A 19,235-nucleotide genomic window follows, 5' to 3' on the forward strand; every position below is an offset into this window, starting at 1 on the left:
TCATAGGAGCCCCGGGCCGCGCGCACACCCGGGTCGGCGGCACGATCAGCCCGCGGCGCGCTCGGCGGCCTCGACGACGTTCGTCATCAGCAGCGCCACCGTCATCGGGCCGACGCCTCCCGGGTTCGGTGACAGGTACCCGGCGACCTCGGCCACATCGGGGTGCACATCGCCGTGGACCTTCGACTTGCCGGTCTCGGGATCGCTCTCTCGCGTGACTCCGACGTCGAGCACCGCTGCGCCGGGCTTGACGTCCTCGGCGCGCACGATGTGCTTGACCCCTGCTGCCGCCACGATGACGTCGGCCTGGCGCAGGTGATGCGGCAGGTCCGCGGTGCCGGTGTGGGTGAGGGTCACGGTCGCGTTGATCTCGCGGCGCGTCAGCAGCAGCCCGATCGAGCGGCCGATGGTGACGCCGCGGCCCACGACGACGACATCCTTGCCCTTCAGGTCGTAGTCGTTGCGCAGCAGCAGCTCGATGACGCCTCGGGGCGTGCACGGAAGCGGCGTCGTGATCGGCGCGTTGACGTTCAGCACGAGGCGGCCCAGGTTGGTCGGGTGCAGGCCGTCCGCGTCCTTCGCGGGGTCGATGCGCTCGAGGATCGCATCGGTGTCGAGGTGCTTCGGCAGCGGCAGCTGCACGATGTACCCGTGGCACGCGGGGTCGGCGTTGAGCTCGTCGATCAGCGCCTCCACCTCGGCCTGGGTGGCGTCGGCCGGCAGCTCGCGCTGGATCGAGTTCATGCCGATGGCCTCGGATTCGCGGTGCTTCATTCCGACGTACAGCTGGGACGCCGGGTCGGCGCCGACGAGCACCGTCGCGATACCGGGCACGATCCCCTTTTCGCGGAGGGCGGCGACGCGCTCCCGCAGCTCCTCCTTGATCTCGGCTGCCGCGGCGCGTCCGTCGAGCGTGTGTGCGGTCATGCGTGTCTCCTCTTCACTGACTCGATGCGCCTCATCGGCGAGACATCGTCCGGGGGCCCAGACGGCAGTCGCGGACGGCGGACTCGACGTCCCGTTGCAGTCTCGCGGATATGCCGCTGCGGTGGGGCGGGGTTTCCGCTCAGTGGCGGAGCCCGGGGTACAGCGGGAACGCGGCGGTCAGCGCGGCCACGCGCGTGCGCAGTGCCGCCACGTCGGCGCCGGGCTGCAGCGCGAGCGCGATGACGTCGGCGACCTCCGTGAACTCGGCGTCGCCGAAGCCGCGCGTTGCGAGGGCGGGCGTGCCGATGCGCAGGCCGGAGGTCACCATCGGCGGACGCGGGTCGTTCGGCACCGCGTTGCGGTTGACCGTGATGTGGATCTCGTGCAGGAGGTCTTCGGCCTGCTTGCCGTCGATCTCGGCGTTGCGGAGGTCGACCAGCACGAGGTGCACATCGGTGCCGCCCGAGCGGACCGAGATTCCGGCATCCGTCACGTCCTGCTGCGACAGCCGCTCGGCGATGATGTGCGCGCCGCGGAGCACGCGCTCCTGGCGCTCCTTGAACTCGGGCGTGCCGGCGAGCTTGAAGGCGGTCGCCTTCGCGGCGATCACGTGCATGAGCGGACCGCCCTGCTGGCCGGGGAACACCGCGGTGTTGATCTTCTTGGCGATGTCGGCGTCGTTGGTGAGGATGAAGCCCGAGCGCGGACCGCCGATCGTCTTGTGCACGGTCGACGAGACGACGTGCGCGTGCGGGACCGGGTTCGGGTGCAGGCCGGCCGCCACGAGCCCGGCGAAGTGGGCCATGTCGACCCACAGGTATGCGCCCACCTCGTCGGCGATCGCGCGGAAGCGCGCGAAGTCGAGCTGGCGCGGGTAGGCCGACCAGCCGGCGATGATGACCTTCGGCTGGTGCTCGCGCGCGAGCCGCGCCACTTCGTCCATGTCGATCGTCGAGGTCTCGGGGTCGACCCCGTACGCCACGATGTCGTAAAGGCGGCCCGAGAAGTTGATCTTCATGCCGTGGGTGAGGTGGCCGCCCTGGTCGAGGGACAGGCCGAGCAGCGTGTCGCCCGGGCGCGCGATCGCGTGCAGCACCGCCGCGTTCGCGGTGGCGCCGGAGTGCGGCTGCACGTTCGCGAACTCGGCGCCGAACAGCGCCTTGGCGCGCAGGATGGCGAGCTCCTCGGCGACGTCGACCTCTTCGCACCCGCCGTAGTAGCGACGGCCGGGGTAGCCCTCGGCGTACTTGTTGGTGAGGACCGAGCCCTGCGACTGCAGCACCGAGACGGGCACGAAGTTCTCGGAGGCGATCATCTCGAGATAGCCGCGCTGGCGCTCGAGCTCACGGTCGAGGACCTGGGCGATCTCGGGATCGACCTCGGAGAGAGGGGCATTGAAGTACTGATCGGTCATGGCGATCTCCTTGACGACGGCTTCGGTTGGTTGTCCCGCATCGGCCCAGGCGCGCGGTCGAATGCCGTTGTCGGTCGCTCCCCGGTGGTGACCCACCTCAACGCCAGTCGCGACATTCCCGAGCATAACCGATGCCGCGGCCCTCTCGCAGCGCGCGATCGCGCCCTGCTAGGCTGAGCCGAACCCTTTTGTTAGGACTCTTTACATGATCCGTCGCCGAGGACGGGCTGCTGCGACAGCCATCGTCATCGCCGCGCTGCTCGCCGGCTGCACTCCGACGGCCCAGAATGGAGACACTGTGTCGCTCCCCGCCATCGTCCCCGCCCCCGCCTCGATCGAGTACGGGCAGGGCGAGCCGTTCCGACTGAGCGGCGACATCGCCGTGACGGGTGAACCGGATGCCGCCGCCGCGCTCGTCGCGCTGCTCGAGGCACGCACCGGCCTGAGTCCGGCCGAGGGCGACGCCGCGGCGATCCGGCTGCGTCTCGACCCGGCTGCGGGCGGAGCGGAGTCGTATCGCGTCGCGGTGGACGCGGCATCCGTCGTCGTCACCGGCGCCGACGAAGCGGGCCTGTTCTACGGCGTGCACACGCTGGGTCAGCTCGTCACCCGCGACGGCGGCGAGTGGATCGTCCCCGCTGTCACCGTCGCCGACGCCCCGAGGTTCGCGTACCGCGGCGTGATGCTCGACGTCGCGCGCCACTTCCATTCCGTCGACACCGTCAAGGGCTACATCGACCGCGCAGCGACATTGAAGCTCAATGCGCTGCACCTGCACCTCACCGACGACCAGGGATGGCGCATCCAGCTCGATTCGCGACCGGAACTCACGGAGCTCGCGAGCGGCACTTCGATCGGCGGCGATCCCGGCGGGTTCTACACGAAGGAGGACTACCGCGAGATCGTCGCGTACGCGGCGGCGCACCACATGATCGTCGTGCCCGAGATCGACATGCCCGGACACACGCACGCCGTCGGGCTGGCCTACCCGGAGCTGGCCGAGCCGCCGAGCATCGACGACCACATGCGCGAGATCATCCGCGCCTACGGCGGCGGTGAACCGGCGCCCGGAGTGCCGTACCAGGGGCTCGCCGTGGGGTTCTCGTCGCTGAAGATCGACGATGAGGCGACCTACGACTTCATCGCCGACGTGTTCGGCGAGCTCGCGGCGATGACCCCCGGCCCGTACCTGCACCTCGGCGGCGACGAGTCGCTCAGCACGACCGACGAGGACTTCGCGGCGTTCATCGCCCGCGCGAGCGCCATCATCGCCGATCTCGGCAAGACGCCGGTGGCCTGGCACGAGGCGGGCGCGGCGCCGGACATCGCCGACACCACCGTCGGGCAGTACTGGGGCTTCGTCACTCCCACCGGCGGCATGGACGACCGGGCCCGCGCGTTCGTCGCCAACGGCTCGCAACTGATCCTCTCCCCCGCGGACGCGGTCTACCTCGACATGCAGTATCCGTCGGGTCCTGAGCTCGGTCTCACGTGGGCGAACGGCCCGACGAGCGTCGAGCGCGCGTACTCGTGGGAGCCGTCGGACGTGATCGGCGGCATCGACGACAGCGACATCCTCGGCGTCGAAGCGCCGCTGTGGACCGAGACGGTCCGCACCGCGGCCGACATCGACCTCATGGCGTTCCCGCGCATCGCCGCGGCCGCCGAGGCGGCCTGGTCGCCGGCGACGGGCGCGAGCGAGCTGCGCACGTGGGACTCGTTCCGCTCGCGCGTCGGCGCGCTCGGCCCGCTGTGGACGAGTCTCGGCATCGGCTTCCACCCTTCCGACGAGATCCCGTGGGCCACCGAGTGAGCACGCTCGTCCACTCCGTCCGCGTCATCGGCGCTCCGGTCCCTCCGGACCGCTCCGATGCGTGGGTGCTGTTCGACGCCGGACGAGTGGCCGCAGCAGGCGCGGGTGCCGACCGCCCGGCGGCCGACGACCTCGTCGACGGCGGCGGCGGATGCCTCGTCCCCGGCTTCGTCGACATCCACGGGCACGGCGGAGGTGGCGCCAGCTTCGACGACGGCCCTGATGCCGTGCGGGCCGGCCGGGCTCTGCATCTCGCCCACGGCACGACGCGCGCCGTCATCTCGCTCGTGACGGCGTCGCTGGACGCCATGGCGGCACGGGCGGCGATGGTTGCGGAGGCCTGCGCGTCGGACCCGACCATCCTCGGCTCGCACCTCGAGGGGCCGTTCCTCGACCCGGGCCACAAGGGTGCGCACACCGCGGGCCTCCTGCGCGCGCCGGACGCGGCATCGGTCGACCGCCTGCTCGAAGCCGGGCGCGGCACGATCCGCCAAGTGACCCTCGCCCCCGAACTGCCAGGGGCGGACGACGCGATCCGCCGCTTCATCGACGCCGGAGTGGTCGTCGCGGTCGGCCATACCGACGCCGATGCGGCGGTCGCGCGCCGGGCGTTCGACGCCGGCGCGACCGTCCTCACGCACGCGTTCAACGGGATGCGCGGCATCCATCACCGCGCCCCCGGGCCCGTGGTCGCCGCGCTCCGCGACGAGCGCGTCACCCTCGAGGTGATCGCCGACGGCGTCCACGTCGACATGGGGCTCATCGCGACGCTGTTCGCCGCCGCCGGCGGGCGCATCGCCCTCATCACCGATGCGATGGCCGCCGCCGGTGCACCCGACGGCCGGTACGAGCTCGGCGGGCTGGCGGTCACCGTGTCGGACGGCGTCGCGCGCCTCGATGACGGCGGCTCGATCGCGGGGTCCACTCTCACGCAGGACGCCGCCGTGCGAAGTGTCGTCTCGGCCGGGGTGCCGCTCACGGCCGCGATCGCCGCAGCGACGTCGATTCCGGCCGCCGCGATCGGTCGCCCCGGTCTCGGCCGGCTCGACGTGGGCGGCGTCGCCGACGCCGTGCTGCTGAACGAGAGGCTCGAGGTGCGCCGCGTGTGGGTCGCCGGCACGCCGGCCTGACACGCCGGAAACAAGAGAAGGCGGGGCCGGAGATCCCTCCCCCGAGATACCTCCGGGCCCCGCCATGACCCGCGGATCGGGACCGCGGGCGGCTGTCGATCGCCCGTGCCCCAAACGAGAGCGACATGCCTTTCTGACTGAGAGACCACGATCTGCTCCAACTATTACGCGAGTTCGCGAAACGGATTCGCCGGCGGCCCGGCGCTCGTCACGAGACCCCTGGTCAAACCGCGCTCCGGCGACGACAATGGACGCGTGCGACGCTGGGACGTCGTGCCAGGGGGCGGTCACCAGCCGCCCGAGCCCACCGCCGACACCTGGGGGCGCGATGGACCACGACGAGGCGTGCGAGCCGATCGGACTCGGCGATGCCGATCTGGTCCTGCGGTCGAGATCCGGCGATCGCGGCGCGTTCGGGGAGCTGTGGCGGCGCCACTATCGCGCAGGCGTGACCGTCGCGCGCAACGTCACCTCGAGTCTCGACGCCGAAGACCTGGTGCAGGAGGCCTACACCCGCATCTACCAGTCGATCCTCACCGGCCGCGGGCCGACCGGGTCGTTCCGCGCCTACCTGTTCGCGAGCATCCGCAACACCGCCGCGACCTGGGGCCGCGCGCAGCGCGATGCCGCGTACGACGAACTCGAAGACGTGGCGGACCCGGCCGCACAGGAGCACGCGAGTGAGGCGGCCCTCGACCGCGGGCTCACCCACCAGGCGTTCCGCAGCTTGCCGACGCGCTGGCAGGAGGTGCTCTGGTACTCCGAGATCGAGCACATGAAGCCGGCAGAGATCGCTCCCCTGCTCGGCATGAAGGCCACCGCGGTCGCCCAGCTCACCTTCCGCGCGCGAGAAGGGCTGCGCGAGGCCTGGATCCAGGCGCATCTGCGCACGGTGGCCGACGGCTCGGACTGCCAGTGGACCATCGAGCGGCTCGGAGCCCACACACGCCGCAACCTCGGCCGCCGCGACCATGCCAAGGTCGACCGCCATCTCGCCGAGTGCGTGCGCTGCGCGATCGTCGCCAGTGAGGCCAAGGAGGTCTCGAGCCGGCTCGCGCTGGTGCTGCTCCCCCTCGCGCTCGGCGCGACCGGCGCCGCCGGGTACCTCGCGACCGTGCAGGGCGGGAGCGCGCCGCTCGTGGCTCTCGCGGCGATGCCGTCGGGCGTCGTGCAGGGAGCCGTCACCGTGCTCCCGACCGTCACCGAGGGCGCTGCCGGCGGTGCGAGCGCGGGCGCGACCGGCGCCGGTGCGGCCGGCGCCGCGACCACGACCTCTGGAGCCGTCGGAGCCGCGTCCAGCGCCGGAGGGGCGAGCCTGGGCGCTGCCGGAGCCTCGGCGGCCACCGCGTCGGCCGGCGCCGCAACCGGTACGCTTGCGACCTCTGCCGCGACCATCGCTGCCCTGGGCGGCTCGGCTATCGCCAGCGCGGGCGCCGCCTCGGGCATCGCCGCGAGTCTCGTCGTCGTGGGCGGCGTCGTGGCGGCGGCCGTCGTCCTGCCCGAAACCGCACCGGGGCCCGTGCAACTCGAGCGCACGAGCGTGTCCCATACGGTCCCCGCGACCCCGGGACCGCTGTCACCCGCAGAAGACTCCGCCGGCGTGCTGCCGGATGTCGGGCCCGGCCCGGCCGACATCCCCGCGATACCGGCCGCGGTCGACGGCACGACGGGCGGCGGGAGAGGCCCGGAGGCGGGCGGCGAGGGCATCACGACGGGCGGTGCCGAAGGGGGCGCCGAGACAACGACCGGCAGCGGCGCAGCAAGTCCCGCGGCGGGCGCCGTCGCCGGGAACGGCGGCACCGACAACAGCGGCACCGGCAACCGCGGCACCGAGAACGGAATCACCGGGAACGGGAACGGGCGCGGGACCGACGGCACGCCGGGCAACGGCGGCGTGACCGGAAACGGCAGTCCGACCAACGGCACCGCGAACGGCAACGGCGGCGGCACCGCCGACGGCGGCGCGAACGGCAACGGCACGCCGGGCAACGGCACGGGGAACGGGAACGGCGGCGTTCACGGCAACGGCAACGAGAACAACGGCAAGGGCACGGGCGCAGCGCCCGGCGACGCGGGCGAGGCTCCGACGAGCCCCGGCCCCCGCGGGGTTCCGGCCGCCGAAGCCGCTGCCGCCGGCGCGGCCGGGATCAGGCACGGCCACCCGCACGGCGTCCCGTCCGGGGCGGGCGGCGCTCCCGTCGAAGGCTCCGACGGCGACGGCACCTGACACCTCCGCGCGCGCCCGCCGGCGGCCGACCCCCGCGCAGGCCCCGACTCCACGGGAGGTCCCGCCGTAGACTTGGGGTATGTCCGACACGCCGAACGTCACGCCCTCGCAGTCGAGCAGCACCTCGTCCGGCGCGACGGGCGGGGCCTCGTCGCAGGCTGCGGCACCGGTCCCCGGCACCCGCGCACCGCTGACCGCGATCGACGTCCTCGCGTTCCTGTGTGAGATCTTCGCGTTCGCCACGCTCGCCCTGTGGGGGTTCACGATGTGGCCGTTCCCGTGGAACATCGCGGCCGGCATCGCCGCGCCGGTCGCGGCGATCCTCGCGTGGGCCCTGTTCGTCTCGCCGCGCGCGGTGTTCGCGGTGCACCCCTTCGTCCGCGCGATCGTCGAGCTCCTCGTGTACGCGTCGGCGAGCGTGGCGTGGTGGAACATGGGCAACGTCTGGATCGGACTCGCCTTCGGTGTGGTCGCGGTCACGGTGGGGGCGGTCGCCGGTCGCCGGCGCCTCTCGTGAGAGAGGACGACGTCCTCGCGCGCCTGCGCGCGATCCTCGGCGACCGGGTCGACACCACACCGGAGTCACTCGCGGCGGCACGAGCCGACAAGTCGGGGCACGCTGCGGCCGGAGCGCCGATCGTCGTGGTGCATGCCCGCTCCGTCGAAGACGTGCAGCAGACGCTCCGGATCGCGAGCGAGACCGGCACGCCCGTCGTGACCCGGGGCGCCGGCACCGGGCTCGCGGGTGGAGCCAACGCCGGTCGCGGAGAGATCGCCCTCTCGCTGCGCGCGATGGACCGCGTCCTCGAGGTGAGCCCGGAAGACCTGACGGCCGTCGTCGAGCCCGGCATCCTGAACGCCGACCTCAACGCGGCGCTCGCCCCCCACGGGCTGTGGTGGGCCCCCGACCCCGCGAGCCGTGCGATCTCGACCGTCGGCGGCAACATCGCCACCGGCGCCGGCGGATTGCTGTGCGCGAAGTACGGGGTCGTGCGCGACGCCGTGCTGGGCGTCGATCTCGTGCTCGCCGACGGCAGGCTCCTTCGGCTCGGCCACCGCACCGTCAAGGGCGTCACCGGGCTCGACCTGACGTCGCTCGTGATCGGGTCGGAGGGGACACTCGGGGTGATCGTCGGAGCGACGCTGAAGCTGCGCCGGCTGGTCCCCGGCGAGGTGTGCACGATCGCCGCGACCTTCCGCGACGTGCGCGCAGCGGCCGAAGCATCCGCCGCCGTCACCGCGTCGGGGGCGCAGCCTGCGATCATGGAGCTGATGGATGCCGCGTCCCTCGCGGCCGTCCACGTGCTTCTGGCCCTGGAGCCGCCGACGCCGGGTGCCGCACAGCTGACGATCCAGACCGACGGTCCGGCCGCGGCCGACGAGGCGGACGCGATCGCTGCGGTGCTGCGCGCCGCCGGCGGCACCGTCGCCGTATCGCGCGACCGCGAAGAGGGCGAGCGCCTGCTGGCGATCCGGCGTTCGATGCATCCCGCGATGGAGTCGCTCGGCACGGCACTCATCGAGGATGTCTCGGTGCCGCGCAGCGCGCTTCCGGCGATGTTCGACGAGATCGCCCGCGTCGAACGAGAGCACGGCATCGTGATCCCGACGGTGGCTCACGCCGGCGACGGCAACCTGCACCCGAATTTCATCTTCCACGCCGAGCCGGACGAGTTCGGCGTGATCGAGGCCCCGGACGAGGTGTGGGCAGCCGCCGACGACCTCTTCCGCGCGGCGCTGCGCCTGGGCGGAACCCTCACCGGCGAACACGGCGTCGGCGTGCTCAAGCGCCGCTGGCTCGTCGACGAGCTCGGTGAGGACCAGTGGGAGCTGCAGCGGCAGATCACGCGGGTCTTCGACCCGCAGGGCATCCTCAACCCTGGCAAGGTCTTCGCGCGATGAGCGAGGCCGGGGTGAAGGAGGTGCGGGTGAGTGCGGCAGTCGTGGTCGACGGATCCGGCCGCGCGCTCGTGGTGCGCAAGCACGGCGCCGAGGTGTTCCAGCAGCCCGGCGGCAAGCCGGATCCCGGTGAGACGCCCCTCGACGCCGTGGTGCGCGAGGTCGCCGAAGAGACCGGCATCGTCGCGGCCCCGTCGGACTTCGAACCGCTGGGGCGATTCACGGATGCGGCCGCGAACGAGCCGGGCCACGTCGTAGTCGCCGACGCCTACCTGCTGCGCGTCGCGATGGGCGCGGCATCAGCGGCCGCTGAGATCGCCGAGCTCCGGTGGATCGGCCAGGACGACGTCGACAGCACTCCCCTCGCGCCGCTCAGCCGCAATCACCTCATCCGGCACGCCTGGCGCTGACCCCGCGGTCGGCGATCAGGCGGCCGGCGGATAGACCTGAACCGTCTCGTCGGCCCTGGGCTGTTCGCGAGGGGCGAGGACTATCGCGAGGATGCCGAGCAGCAGGACCAGGAACGTGCCGAGCTGCCTGAACCACTGGCCGGCGAGCACCCAGCCCATCTGGCCGTAGGGATCGGTGGCCGAGACCGCGATGGCCAGCACGAGAATCTGCGGCACGGCCCCGACGGCGACCACGATGAGCGGAACCCACCGCCAGCGGTGCGGGACGGCGCCCGCACGGCCGATGACGAGTGCCCCCACCACGAGCGCCGCCAGCGACACGACCGCGAGCGTCTGCCCGAGCATGACGGACGGGACCGGGTCGGACGTGTCGAAGGGAAGGACGGCGAACAGGACCTGCGTGAGCAGGGGAACCGCAGCGGCGACGAGGAGCGCGACGACTCCGAGCGGATGCCTCGCCACCACGCTCCCCGAGCGGCGGAACCCCACCGCGAAGACGACGAGCGCCACAGCCCAGATCGCGTCGAGCACCAGGTCGCTGCCGACGGGCGCGGATCCGGGGAGGCCGTTGAGCGTGAGGATGAGCACGGCGTAGGCGGTCAGCAGCGATCCGCCGATGATCCACGCCAGCCGGGCGTCACGGGCAGCGGTGGACGAGACGGGGCCCACGCCTCCGGAGGCTCCCGGCGATGAGCCGGCGGCGTCTGGAAGGGGCGTGGGGACCGTCATGGCGTCAGCCTACGGCTCAGATGCCCTGCCAGTCCGGCTTGTTCTCGTACGCATAGCGGTAGTAGTCGGCGCGGGCGAGCTTCGACGCGGCGGCCTCGTCGACGACCACCGTGGCGCGCACGTGGAGCTGGATCGCCGATCCCGGCAGAGACGCTGTCACCGGGCCTTCGACCGCGCCGGCGACCGCCGCCGCCTTGCCCTCGCCGAACGCGAGCAGCACGAGATGGCGGGCGCGCAGGATCGTGCCGAGACCCTGCGTGATGCAGTGCATCGGCACGTCGTCGATCGAGTCGAAGAACCGGGCGTTGTCGCGGCGGGTCTGCTCGGTCAGCGTCTTCACGCGAGTCTGCGACGCGAACGACGAGCCCGGCTCGTTGAAGCCGATGTGACCGTCGGTGCCGATCCCGAGGATCTGCAGGTCGATGCCGCCGGCGTCGAGGATCGCCGCCTCGTACTCCTCGCCGTGGTGCTCGATGCCCTCGGCCGAGCCGTCCGGCGTGCGGATGAGCTCGGGGTTCAGCCCGAGCGGCTCGACCACCTCGCGCGTGATCACCGAACGGTAGCTCTCGGGGTGCGCCGGGTCGATGCCGACGTACTCGTCGAGCGCGAAGCCGCGGACGCGCGACACGTCGACACCCTCGAGACGCGGGCGCAGCGCCTCGTACACCGGCAGCGGCGTGGACCCGGTCGCCAGGCCGAGCACCGTCTCGGGGTTCTCGCGCACGAGTGCCGCGATGTGATCGGCGACGAGTGCGCCCGCAGCCTCCTTGTCACGGACGATGACGATCTCAGCCATGAATGAGGGCCTCCTCGGTGTCGTGCCTGGCATCGCCCGCCGCACCGACGAGGGCGGCGCCGAGAGCCGCCGCCGGCGAACCCGGCGGCAACAGCTCGACCCGCTCGCGCAGGCGCAGCGAGCGCATGAACGGGGATGCCTCGGCACTGGCCGTCAGCTCGGCGGCGACATCCGTCATCAGCCGATCTCCCAGAGCCGTCACACCCCCTCCGAGCACCACGATATCGACGTCGGCGGTGAGCACCAGCACCCGGACCGCCGCGGCCACGCCCCGGGCGAGACCCACGCGCAGCTGGATCGCCGAGGCGTCGCCCGCATCGGCGGCATCGAACACGTCACGCACCGGCAGCGCGCTGCGGCGCGCCCAGCGCTCGGCGATCGCGCCGCCGCCCGCGAAGGCCTCGATGCAGCCCCGCTGACCGCAGCGGCACAGCGGACCGTTCGGGTCGACCGAGATGTGCCCAACCTCGCCCGCCGTACCGCGTGCGCCGCGCCACAGCACACCCTCCGACACGATGCCGGCTGCGATGCCCGTGCCGAGGTTGAGGAACGCCATCGAGCGGGGGCGGCGGGTCGCGTCGCTCAGCAGAGCGTAAGCACCGAGGGCCGCCGCCTTGACGTCGTTCTCGATCCGCACCGGCACGCCGAGTCGCGGCTCGACCGCGGCGACGAGGTCGAGTTCCTCGACCCCGAGGTTCACCGCGTGCACGACCCGGCCGCTGCCGGCCTCGATCTGACCCGGGATGCCGACTCCGACCGAGCGGACGGTGGCCAGATCGATGCCCGCGTCTGTGCCGAGCGCACGGACCGCCTCGACGATGGTGCGAGTCACGGCATCCGGCCCCCACCCGGTGGGGATGCGCACGCGACCGCGCACGCGCAGGTCGCCGTCGATCGCGACGGCCTCGATCTTCGTACCGCCGACGTCGAGCCCGACCTTCATCGGCCGACCTCCCTACGAGAGGCGGCATCGTGGGACGCGCGCATCAGCCCTTGACCGCCCCGGCCACCATACCGCTCGTCATGCGGTGCTGGACGATCAGGAAGAACGCGATGACGGGGATCGCCATGATGGTCGACGCGGCCATCACGACGGCCCAGTCCGTGGCGCTCGTGGCCTGCACGAACGCGCGCAGCCAGATCGGCAGCGTGAGCGACTCCGGCCGCGTCATGATGACCAGGGCGAAGACGAACTCGTTCCACGCCTGGATGAACGCGAACACGCCTGTGGCAATGAGACCCGGCGCCAGCAGCGGGAAGGTGATGCGCCAGAAGGCCCCGGCCCGGCTGCATCCGTCGATCATCGCCGCTTCCTCGAGATCGGCCGGCACACCGTTGACGAAGCCGCGCAGCGACCACATCGCGAATGGCAGGACGAGTGCGATGTTCACGAAGCTCAGGCCGATGATCGTGTTGAGCAGGTGCCACCCGTCGAGCACGCGGAACACCGAGACGATCATCGCCTCGGCGGGGATCATCTGGAGCACGAGGATCGCGACGATGAGAGCCTTGCGCGACCGGAAGCGGTAGCGCGAGACCGCCACCGCACCCAGGAACCCGAAGCAGAGCCCGGCCACCAGAGTGATCCCGGTGACGGCCAGCGAGTTGAGCAGCGCGGTCGCCAGCCCGTCGTTGAGGGCGTCGCCGTAGTTGCTCAGCGTGAACTCGTCGGGCCACCAGTGCGGCGTGGGCGTCTGCACCGCCGACGCGGGAAGCAGCGACGTGTTCACCATCCAGTAGACGGGGAAGAGGGATGCCACGATCACGATGAGCGCGGCGACGTTGAGGAGGATCCTCGAGACAAGGCGGCGAGGACGCGCGTTCATGATTCCTCCTGCTTGAGCATGGCGCGGATCCAGTACCCCGACACGGCGAGGAGGATCACCACGAGGATGACCGAGATCGCGCCACCGGCGCCCAGATCACCCGACGCCATCGAGACGGAGTAGATGTAGACGCCGATCGTGTTCGTGTCGGCGCGGATCCCGCCGATCGACTGCAGCGCGAAGATCTGCGCGAAGACCTTGAGATCCCAGATGACCTGGAGGATGAGCAGCACCAGCAGGATCGAACGGAGATAGGGCATGACGATGAGCCGGAAGCGCGCGAACCCGCCGGCGCCGTCGAGCGACGCCGCCTCCAGCACCTCGTCGGGCACCTGGGTGAGCGCCGCGTACGTGCTGAACGCCACGAACGGCACGGCGCCCCACGTGATGATGATCGCGGCGACCGCGTAGAAGCTCACCGGGTCGATGAGCCAGCTCTTGCCCATCCAGTTCTCGCCCGTGAGCTGGGTGAGCACCCAGTTGACCAGGCCGTAGTCGGAGTCGAAGATCCAGCCCCACACGATCGTCGCGGTCAGGGCGGGCATCGCCCACGCCAGCAGCAGGGCGCTGGACAGTGCGGTGCGCATGACCTTGCCGAGCTTGGTCATCATGACGGCGATCGCGACACCCAGGAGCATCGTGGCGATGACGCTCACGACGCACAGCGCGATGCTGCGCACCAGGACAGCCCAGAACTCGGGGTCGGTGAGCACGTCGATGTAGTTGCCGAGTCCGATGAACTCTGGCGGTGCTCCGAAGATCTGCGCGCGGCCGAACTCCTGGAACGACATGATCACCAGCTGCACGAGCGGCCAGCCGATGAAGACCACGAGCATGATGAGCGCGGGCGCGAGGAGCGCCAGCGGCGCCCACGAGAAGCGGCGCTTGGCGCGCGGGCCCTCCGGCGCGGGCTCGGGGGCCGGTGGCGAGGGTGTCGCGGACGCCTGGGCGGGAATCGTCGTCATCGCACGCCTCCTTACAAGATTGTGTGTCGAATGCGGTCGGGCATGGAACGGGGTGCCCCGCGGTCGCGAGGCACCCCGTCGTACGGCATCAGCCGTTGAGGATCGACTCGATCTGCTCGTCCGCAGCCGCGGCGAGCTCGGCGATGTCGCCGCCGTTCGCGATGTTGACGAACAGGTCCTGCATGATGCCCTGCGCCTCGACGTCGGCCCAGTTGGGTGACGCGGGGGTCAGCTTGGCGTTGGCAGCCGCCTCAGCGATGACGGTCGCGAGCTCGGGCGTCGCCGCGGCCACCTCGCCGCCGAGCGACACGAGTGCGGGCACGAGGCCGTTCTCGGCGAGGATCGTCTGGTACTCGTCGCTCAGCATGATCTCGAGAGCGCTCTTGGCGAGGTCGGGGTTCGCCGACTTCGCCGCGATGCCGATGTTCGAGCCCCCGGCGAACACCTGGGCGGCGCCGCCGTCCATGCCCGGGAGGGCGAAGTAGCCGGTCGTCTCGGCGACGGCCGTCGGCTGCTGGTCCTCATCGGCCACGATCGACCAGTAGGCCCAGCTCGGCGCCGAATACGTCGCGGACTGCTCGGTGCGGAAGGGCACCCAGCCGTCGGCCTCGTCGCCGTCCTTCGCGGCGAGGGACGCCTTGGTCATGAGCTCCTGCACCTGCGCGAGGCCCGCGAGCGACTCGTCGCTCGACAGCTGCGCGTCCCACTCCTCGCCGTCCTGGACGGCGATCTCGCCGCCGTTCTCCCAGATGAAGGGGAGGGCGTTGTACCAGTCCTTGCCCGGGAAGTACACGCCCGAGACACCCGGCAGCGCACCCGCGAGCGCGACGCCGTTCGAGACGTATTCGTCGAGCGTCGTCGGCACCGAGACGCCGGCCTGCTCGTACATCGCGGTGTTGTAGAACACGACACGCGCGCCCGAGTAGTACGGCGCGGCGTACAGGGTGTCATCCCACGTGCCCGCCTGCACGAAGCCCGGAAGCAGGTCGTCGCCGCCGAGGTCCTCGTAGATGTCCTGAAGGCTCAGCAGCGCGCCGCTCGACGTGAACGCCGGGGCCTGCGTGTTGCCCATCTCGACGATGTCGGGGCTGTCGTTGGACGACAGGCTCGTCGTGAGCTTGTCGACGAGGCCGGTCCACTGCTGCTCCTCGATGACGAGGGTCGAGCCGGGGTTCTCCTCCTCGAACGTCTCCTTGAGATACGTGCGGGCATCCTCGGGCGTGTCGGTGCCGACCAGCCAGACGCGGATCTCCGCGCCCTCGGCGTCGGTCGAGCCCGAGCCTTCGCCGCTGCCGCCGCAGCCGGCGAGGAGAAGCGCCGATGCGCCCAGGAGCGCCACAGCTCCAAGCGTCTTCTTCATTTGTCTTCCTCTGTGTTCTCTCGGTGTCGGGTGGACCGGGTGGCCCATCCGGGGGGTGGTGATTGAGGTGCGCGCCGCCGGAGACGTCACGACACCCCGAGTTGTCCCGACAGGACCATGACGGCCGCGCCGCGCAGGACGATGTCCTGGCCTTGCGCCGTCATCCGCACGCGCACGCCGTCGTCATGGGACGGGGCGAGTGTGCGTGCGCGGAGCGTCTCGACGGTCTGATCCGCGAGGGAGCCGCCGAGAAGTTCGGTGGGGCCGGAGAGCACGATCTCCGACACGTCGAGGGCGCCTACGACGGGCGCGAGGGCGATGCCGAGGCGCTCCCCCGCGTCCCGTAGCACGCCTTCGCGTGCGGCGGGATCGGATGCCTCGGCGAGGCGCGACGTCAGCGAGGGCACCGACAGCCAGGCCTCGAGGCATCCCACCTTCCCGCAGGCGCAGCGCGGGCCGCCATCGGTGCCGACGGTGACGTGGCCGATCTCGCCCGCGGCGAACCGGCTGCCGCGCATCGGCTGGCCCGCCAGGAGGAGGCCCGAGCCGACGCCGCGGCCGACTTTGACGAGCAGGACGTCGTCGGCGGCACGGCCGAACGTGTACTCGGCGAGGACGGCCGCGTTGGCGTCGTTGGCGACGAGGACGGGAAGGTCCAGCGCGCGGCGGAGCGCCGTCTCGAGGTCGAAGCCGGCCCACCCGAAGTTCGGTGCGGTGACGATGACGCCGTGGTCGTCGACGACGCCGGGCGTGCCGACGCCGATGCCGAGCACGGGTGCGTGCGAGTCGGCCACGAGGGCGCGCGCCAGTTCGACGACCGTCTCGACGAGCTCGTCGGCACCGGGCACCACGACTTCGCGTCGCGCGACGATGTCGCCGTCGAGGGTCAGCACGGCGCCGATGAACGTGTCGCTGCCCGACAGGTCGAGTCCGACGATGCGATGGCCACCGCGATCGAGGTCGACGAGGATCGCGGGCTTGCCCGGCCCCGACGACTCGCGCATGCCGATCTCGGCGACGAATCCGTCGGCCATGAGCTCCGCGACGAGGTCCGAGATCGTGACGCGGGTCAGCCCGGTCTCGCGTGAGAGATCGGCTCGGCTCATCGCGCCCTGGTGGAACAGGGTCTGCAGCACGAGCGCGCGGTTGTGCCCTCGAGCATGCTCGGGCAGAACCTTGGCGCCTTGACGCAGCGCGCGGCCGGGGGCGAACGCTCGAACGTTCGCCGTGGGTCGCTGCGTCACGTCGACGGCGGAGGTGCCTCGTCGCGCTTCCGGGGTGGTCATGTTTGTTAGTAGACCTTACGAACAAACAATTCGCAACCCGTTCGCCGCCCATCGCGCCAGAAGTTTACGAACCCGTGATAAATCCCCCGCGCCGGCGTCGGGCAGCGGGAATGCGTGGAATCCGTCCGTGACCGGCGCTTCATCGTGTGATGAGCCTGTGACCCAACCCTCAGCGAGTGTCCTCTACCATGGTCTGAGCGTTGATTCACAGTCGGGGGTGAAGGCGTGACGGATCTGGCGATCGAGCCACAGGCCGGCAAGGGTTCTGATGACGAGCCGGCCGAGTCTGTCCTTGTCGACGATTCCGTCGACCCCATCGAGGTCGACGCCGCGGCGGAAGCCGACGCCGAACCCGCAGGCACGGGCCCGGCGGAAGACGCCGAACCGGCGGATGCAGGCGACGTCCCCACCGACGAAGACGCCGACGTCGAGGATCAGCCCGAGCCGGAGCCGACCGACGTCGTCCTCGACGAAGACGCGGTGTCCGAGTCCGCCGCCGCGGACGTCGAGGGCGCCGAGGATCAGCCCGACGGCGCCGCTGACGACTCCGAGACCGCCGGGATCGATGACCTCGCCGAGATCGAGGACGCCGACGACGAGGAGGCCGAGGCCGAAGAGCCGGAGCCGACCGAGCCCGAAGACGCCGAGCCCGCAGCCGCCGACGACGAGGACGTCGAGAACCAGTCGGAAGCTTCTGCCGGCACGGAGCCCGCTGAGGCCGAGGCACTCACCGTCATCGAGGACGAGGTCGTCGAAGACGAGCCGTCCGATGATCTCGCCGCCGAGGATGACGCGGAATCTGCCGTCGCGCCGGACGCGCAGCCCGAGGACGCCGAAGCGGTCGACGCCGACGCCCCCGCCGCGATCGTCACTTCGGTCGACGGCGCGACGACGGCCCTCCTCGCCTCCACCGGTGGCGCCGCACCGACGTCCGTCGTCGCCACGACCGCGACCGCGACGCTCGCCCCCGACACGGAGACGACTCCGGGGACGGATGCCGTCCCCCCGGTCTACGCGTGGGCCCCTGCCGAACCTGAGCCGAAGAAGAAGCGCACCGCCTTGTGGATCAGCGCCGCGGCCGCCGTCGCGGTGGTCGGCCTCGTCGCGACGTCGCTCGTCCTGATCGCGCCCGGGACGTCGGTCGCCGGCGTGCCGGTCGGGTGGCTCACCCCGGGCGCTGCCGCCGACGCGATCGAACAGCGCCTCGCCGAGACGACGGTCGTCATCGTCGGCGAGGAGGGCGAGGTCACAGTCACGGGCGCCGACCTCGGTGCGACGGTCGACGCCCGCGCGCTCGCCGACGCGGCTTTCGCCGAGCACCCGATGTGGAACCCGACGGCGTGGTTCGCTCCGCCCGTGGACGCGGAGGTCGAACTCGACCCCGCCGCTGCAACCGAGGCGCTGCGCGCCGCGATGCCCGAGGTGTACACGGATCCCGTCGACGCCGAGGTCACGTTCGACGCCGCGTCGGCCTCGTACGTCACGACCCCCGCGACGCTCGGCACCGGCATCGACGTGGCGACCGTCCAGTCCGCACTCCAGGACGCCTTCGAAGCGGGGCAGACCAGCGTCGAGATCGATCCTGTCGTCGCCGACGTTCCGGCGGACATCCCGACCGAGGTCGCGGACGCGACCGTCGCGCAGCTGAACGGCATGCTCGAAACCGTCGGCTTCTACGTCGGCGAAGAGCGGACCGTTCCGGTGGACCGCGCGGTCGCGGCATCCTGGCTCACCGTCACCCCGGGCGACGGCGAGTTCGTGATCGCCGCCGACGCCGCCGCCATCCAGCCGGTCGTCGACACACTCGCCGCTGCGGTCAACCGCGCTCCCGAGAACGCACTCGTGATCACCGACAGCGCAGGAAAGGTGCTGCGCGAGGAATCCGCGGGCCAGAGCGGGCGCGAGGTGGGCGACACGTCGGACGTCGCGTCCGACTTCGCAGCCCAGCTCGCCGATGGCAACGCGGCGTACACGCTGCCGGTCACCGAGGTGCCCGTGACGACCGTCTCGATCGCGCGCCGCATCGAGGTCGACCTCGGCGCCCAGCGCACGTACCTGTTCGAGAACGGCAACGTCGTGCAGTCGTACGCGATCTCGTCAGGGCTTCCGGGCACGCCGACGCCCACGGGGAGCTTCCGCGTGTACGCACACACTGCCGAGCAGGACCTGGGTGCGCTCTGCTACGACCCCACTCGCACTGACAGCTACTGCACCAAGGACGTGAAGTGGCTCACGTGGTTCGCCCCCGACATCGCTTTCCACGGCACGTACTGGCACAACAACTTCGGCAACCGCATGAGCCACGGCTGCGTCAACATGCCCACCGACATCGCCGAGTTCGTCTACCGCTGGGCCCCCGTCGGAACCGAGGTGTGGGTCCACGGCTGACGCGTGTCGCGCAGACGAAGAGCGGATGCCCCGGCCTGGGGCATCCGCTCTTCTCGTTCTTGCGG

At 71.4% G+C, this 19,235-nt stretch carries 16 protein-coding genes and 1 riboswitch; of the genes, 7 read left to right on the forward strand and 9 right to left on the reverse strand.

Going from position 1 to position 19,235, the window contains the following annotated elements; genetic code table 11:
- Nucleotides 1-45: 45 nt before the first annotated feature.
- Nucleotides 46-927 carry a bifunctional methylenetetrahydrofolate dehydrogenase/methenyltetrahydrofolate cyclohydrolase gene (locus AC3ANN_RS12480; protein WP_488337717.1) on the reverse strand — a complete coding sequence of 294 codons (882 nt, stop codon included), beginning with the start codon at nucleotides 925-927 and terminating at the stop codon, nucleotides 46-48.
- A 139-nt stretch (nucleotides 928-1,066) separates the two neighbouring features.
- Nucleotides 1,067-2,341 carry a serine hydroxymethyltransferase gene (gene glyA, locus AC3ANN_RS12485; protein WP_488337718.1) on the reverse strand — a complete coding sequence of 425 codons (1,275 nt, stop codon included), beginning with the start codon at nucleotides 2,339-2,341 and terminating at the stop codon, nucleotides 1,067-1,069.
- A gap of 36 nt (nucleotides 2,342-2,377) precedes the next feature.
- Nucleotides 2,378-2,462, reverse strand: a riboswitch (ZMP/ZTP riboswitch).
- Nucleotides 2,463-2,546: 84 nt separating this feature from the next.
- Here glyA and AC3ANN_RS12490 point away from each other — a divergent pair.
- The 6 genes from AC3ANN_RS12490 to AC3ANN_RS12515 all read left to right on the forward strand — a co-directional run bounded on the left by AC3ANN_RS12490 (nucleotide 2,547) and on the right by AC3ANN_RS12515 (nucleotide 9,820).
- Nucleotides 2,547-4,154, forward strand: a complete 1,608-nt coding sequence (locus tag AC3ANN_RS12490) for a beta-N-acetylhexosaminidase (protein WP_488337719.1) — start codon at nucleotides 2,547-2,549, stop codon at nucleotides 4,152-4,154.
- The gene (gene nagA / locus AC3ANN_RS12495) at nucleotides 4,151-5,284 is read left to right on the forward strand and encodes an N-acetylglucosamine-6-phosphate deacetylase (RefSeq protein WP_488337720.1); all 1,134 of its coding nucleotides are present in this window, start codon (nucleotides 4,151-4,153) and stop codon (nucleotides 5,282-5,284) included. The genes AC3ANN_RS12490 and nagA overlap by 4 nt, the downstream gene beginning before the upstream one ends.
- Nucleotides 5,285-5,612: 328 nt before the next feature.
- A complete protein-coding gene (locus AC3ANN_RS12500) occupies nucleotides 5,613-7,511 on the forward strand; it encodes a sigma-70 family RNA polymerase sigma factor (RefSeq protein WP_488337721.1) in 1,899 nt (632 codons plus the stop codon).
- A gap of 79 nt (nucleotides 7,512-7,590) precedes the next feature.
- The gene (locus AC3ANN_RS12505) at nucleotides 7,591-8,028 is read left to right on the forward strand and encodes a YrdB family protein (RefSeq protein ID WP_488337722.1); all 438 of its coding nucleotides are present in this window, start codon (nucleotides 7,591-7,593) and stop codon (nucleotides 8,026-8,028) included.
- Complete coding sequence (locus AC3ANN_RS12510; protein ID WP_488337723.1) at nucleotides 8,025-9,413, forward strand: FAD-binding oxidoreductase; 1,389 nt, start codon at nucleotides 8,025-8,027, stop codon at nucleotides 9,411-9,413. Before AC3ANN_RS12505 ends, AC3ANN_RS12510 begins: the two co-directional genes overlap by 4 nt.
- Nucleotides 9,414-9,439: 26 nt before the next feature.
- Nucleotides 9,440-9,820: an NUDIX hydrolase gene (locus tag AC3ANN_RS12515; RefSeq protein WP_488337724.1), complete on the forward strand. Its 381-nt coding sequence runs from the start codon at nucleotides 9,440-9,442 to the stop codon at nucleotides 9,818-9,820.
- 15 nt (nucleotides 9,821-9,835) lie between these two features.
- Here the strand turns inward: AC3ANN_RS12515 and AC3ANN_RS12520 are convergent, their stop codons facing one another.
- The 7 genes from AC3ANN_RS12520 to AC3ANN_RS12550 all read right to left on the reverse strand — a co-directional run bounded on the left by AC3ANN_RS12520 (nucleotide 9,836) and on the right by AC3ANN_RS12550 (nucleotide 16,782).
- The gene (locus tag AC3ANN_RS12520) at nucleotides 9,836-10,549 is read right to left on the reverse strand and encodes a hypothetical protein (protein WP_488337725.1); all 714 of its coding nucleotides are present in this window, start codon (nucleotides 10,547-10,549) and stop codon (nucleotides 9,836-9,838) included.
- Between the two features lie 16 nt (nucleotides 10,550-10,565).
- Nucleotides 10,566-11,345, reverse strand: coding sequence for a glucosamine-6-phosphate deaminase (locus AC3ANN_RS12525; protein WP_488337726.1), 780 nt, complete (start codon nucleotides 11,343-11,345; stop codon nucleotides 10,566-10,568).
- Complete coding sequence (locus AC3ANN_RS12530; protein WP_488337727.1) at nucleotides 11,338-12,288, reverse strand: ROK family protein; 951 nt, start codon at nucleotides 12,286-12,288, stop codon at nucleotides 11,338-11,340. The genes AC3ANN_RS12525 and AC3ANN_RS12530 overlap by 8 nt, the downstream gene beginning before the upstream one ends.
- 43 nt (nucleotides 12,289-12,331) lie before the next feature.
- Nucleotides 12,332-13,171, reverse strand: a complete 840-nt coding sequence (locus tag AC3ANN_RS12535) for a carbohydrate ABC transporter permease (protein WP_488337728.1) — start codon at nucleotides 13,169-13,171, stop codon at nucleotides 12,332-12,334.
- A complete protein-coding gene (locus tag AC3ANN_RS12540) occupies nucleotides 13,168-14,136 on the reverse strand; it encodes a carbohydrate ABC transporter permease (protein ID WP_488337729.1) in 969 nt (322 codons plus the stop codon). Before AC3ANN_RS12540 ends, AC3ANN_RS12535 begins: the two co-directional genes overlap by 4 nt.
- A gap of 88 nt (nucleotides 14,137-14,224) precedes the next feature.
- Nucleotides 14,225-15,496: an extracellular solute-binding protein gene (locus tag AC3ANN_RS12545; protein ID WP_488337730.1), complete on the reverse strand. Its 1,272-nt coding sequence runs from the start codon at nucleotides 15,494-15,496 to the stop codon at nucleotides 14,225-14,227.
- An 86-nt stretch (nucleotides 15,497-15,582) separates the two neighbouring features.
- The gene (locus AC3ANN_RS12550; protein WP_488337731.1) at nucleotides 15,583-16,782 is read right to left on the reverse strand and encodes an ROK family transcriptional regulator; all 1,200 of its coding nucleotides are present in this window, start codon (nucleotides 16,780-16,782) and stop codon (nucleotides 15,583-15,585) included.
- A 225-nt stretch (nucleotides 16,783-17,007) separates the two neighbouring features.
- Here AC3ANN_RS12550 and AC3ANN_RS12555 point away from each other — a divergent pair, with 225 nt between their 5' ends.
- Entirely contained in the window at nucleotides 17,008-19,170 is a 2,163-nt protein-coding gene (locus AC3ANN_RS12555; RefSeq protein ID WP_488337732.1) for a L,D-transpeptidase, read from the forward strand.
- Nucleotides 19,171-19,235: the final 65 nt, after the last annotated feature.

The sequence above is a fragment of the Microbacterium sp. STRO-2N genome (assembly GCF_057747775.1).

What these genes read in the sequence shown, in the direction of transcription:
- AC3ANN_RS12530 (WP_488337727.1), bottom strand. Translation starts at nt 12,288, where the DNA reads ATGAAGGTCGGGCTCGACGTCGGCGGTACGAAGATCGAGGCCGTCGCG.
- AC3ANN_RS12480 (WP_488337717.1), bottom strand. Translation starts at nt 927, where the DNA reads ATGACCGCACACACGCTCGACGGACGCGCCGCGGCAGCCGAGATCAAG.
- AC3ANN_RS12540 (WP_488337729.1), bottom strand. Translation starts at nt 14,136, where the DNA reads ATGACGACGATTCCCGCCCAGGCGTCCGCGACACCCTCGCCACCGGCC.
- AC3ANN_RS12520 (WP_488337725.1), bottom strand. Translation starts at nt 10,549, where the DNA reads ATGACGGTCCCCACGCCCCTTCCAGACGCCGCCGGCTCATCGCCGGGA.
- AC3ANN_RS12500 (WP_488337721.1), top strand. Translation starts at nt 5,613, where the DNA reads ATGGACCACGACGAGGCGTGCGAGCCGATCGGACTCGGCGATGCCGAT.
- AC3ANN_RS12525 (WP_488337726.1), bottom strand. Translation starts at nt 11,345, where the DNA reads ATGGCTGAGATCGTCATCGTCCGTGACAAGGAGGCTGCGGGCGCACTC.
- glyA (WP_488337718.1), bottom strand. Translation starts at nt 2,341, where the DNA reads ATGACCGATCAGTACTTCAATGCCCCTCTCTCCGAGGTCGATCCCGAG.
- AC3ANN_RS12545 (WP_488337730.1), bottom strand. Translation starts at nt 15,496, where the DNA reads ATGAAGAAGACGCTTGGAGCTGTGGCGCTCCTGGGCGCATCGGCGCTT.
- AC3ANN_RS12550 (WP_488337731.1), bottom strand. Translation starts at nt 16,782, where the DNA reads ATGACCACCCCGGAAGCGCGACGAGGCACCTCCGCCGTCGACGTGACG.
- AC3ANN_RS12490 (WP_488337719.1), top strand. Translation starts at nt 2,547, where the DNA reads ATGATCCGTCGCCGAGGACGGGCTGCTGCGACAGCCATCGTCATCGCC.
- AC3ANN_RS12535 (WP_488337728.1), bottom strand. Translation starts at nt 13,171, where the DNA reads ATGAACGCGCGTCCTCGCCGCCTTGTCTCGAGGATCCTCCTCAACGTC.
- AC3ANN_RS12505 (WP_488337722.1), top strand. Translation starts at nt 7,591, where the DNA reads ATGTCCGACACGCCGAACGTCACGCCCTCGCAGTCGAGCAGCACCTCG.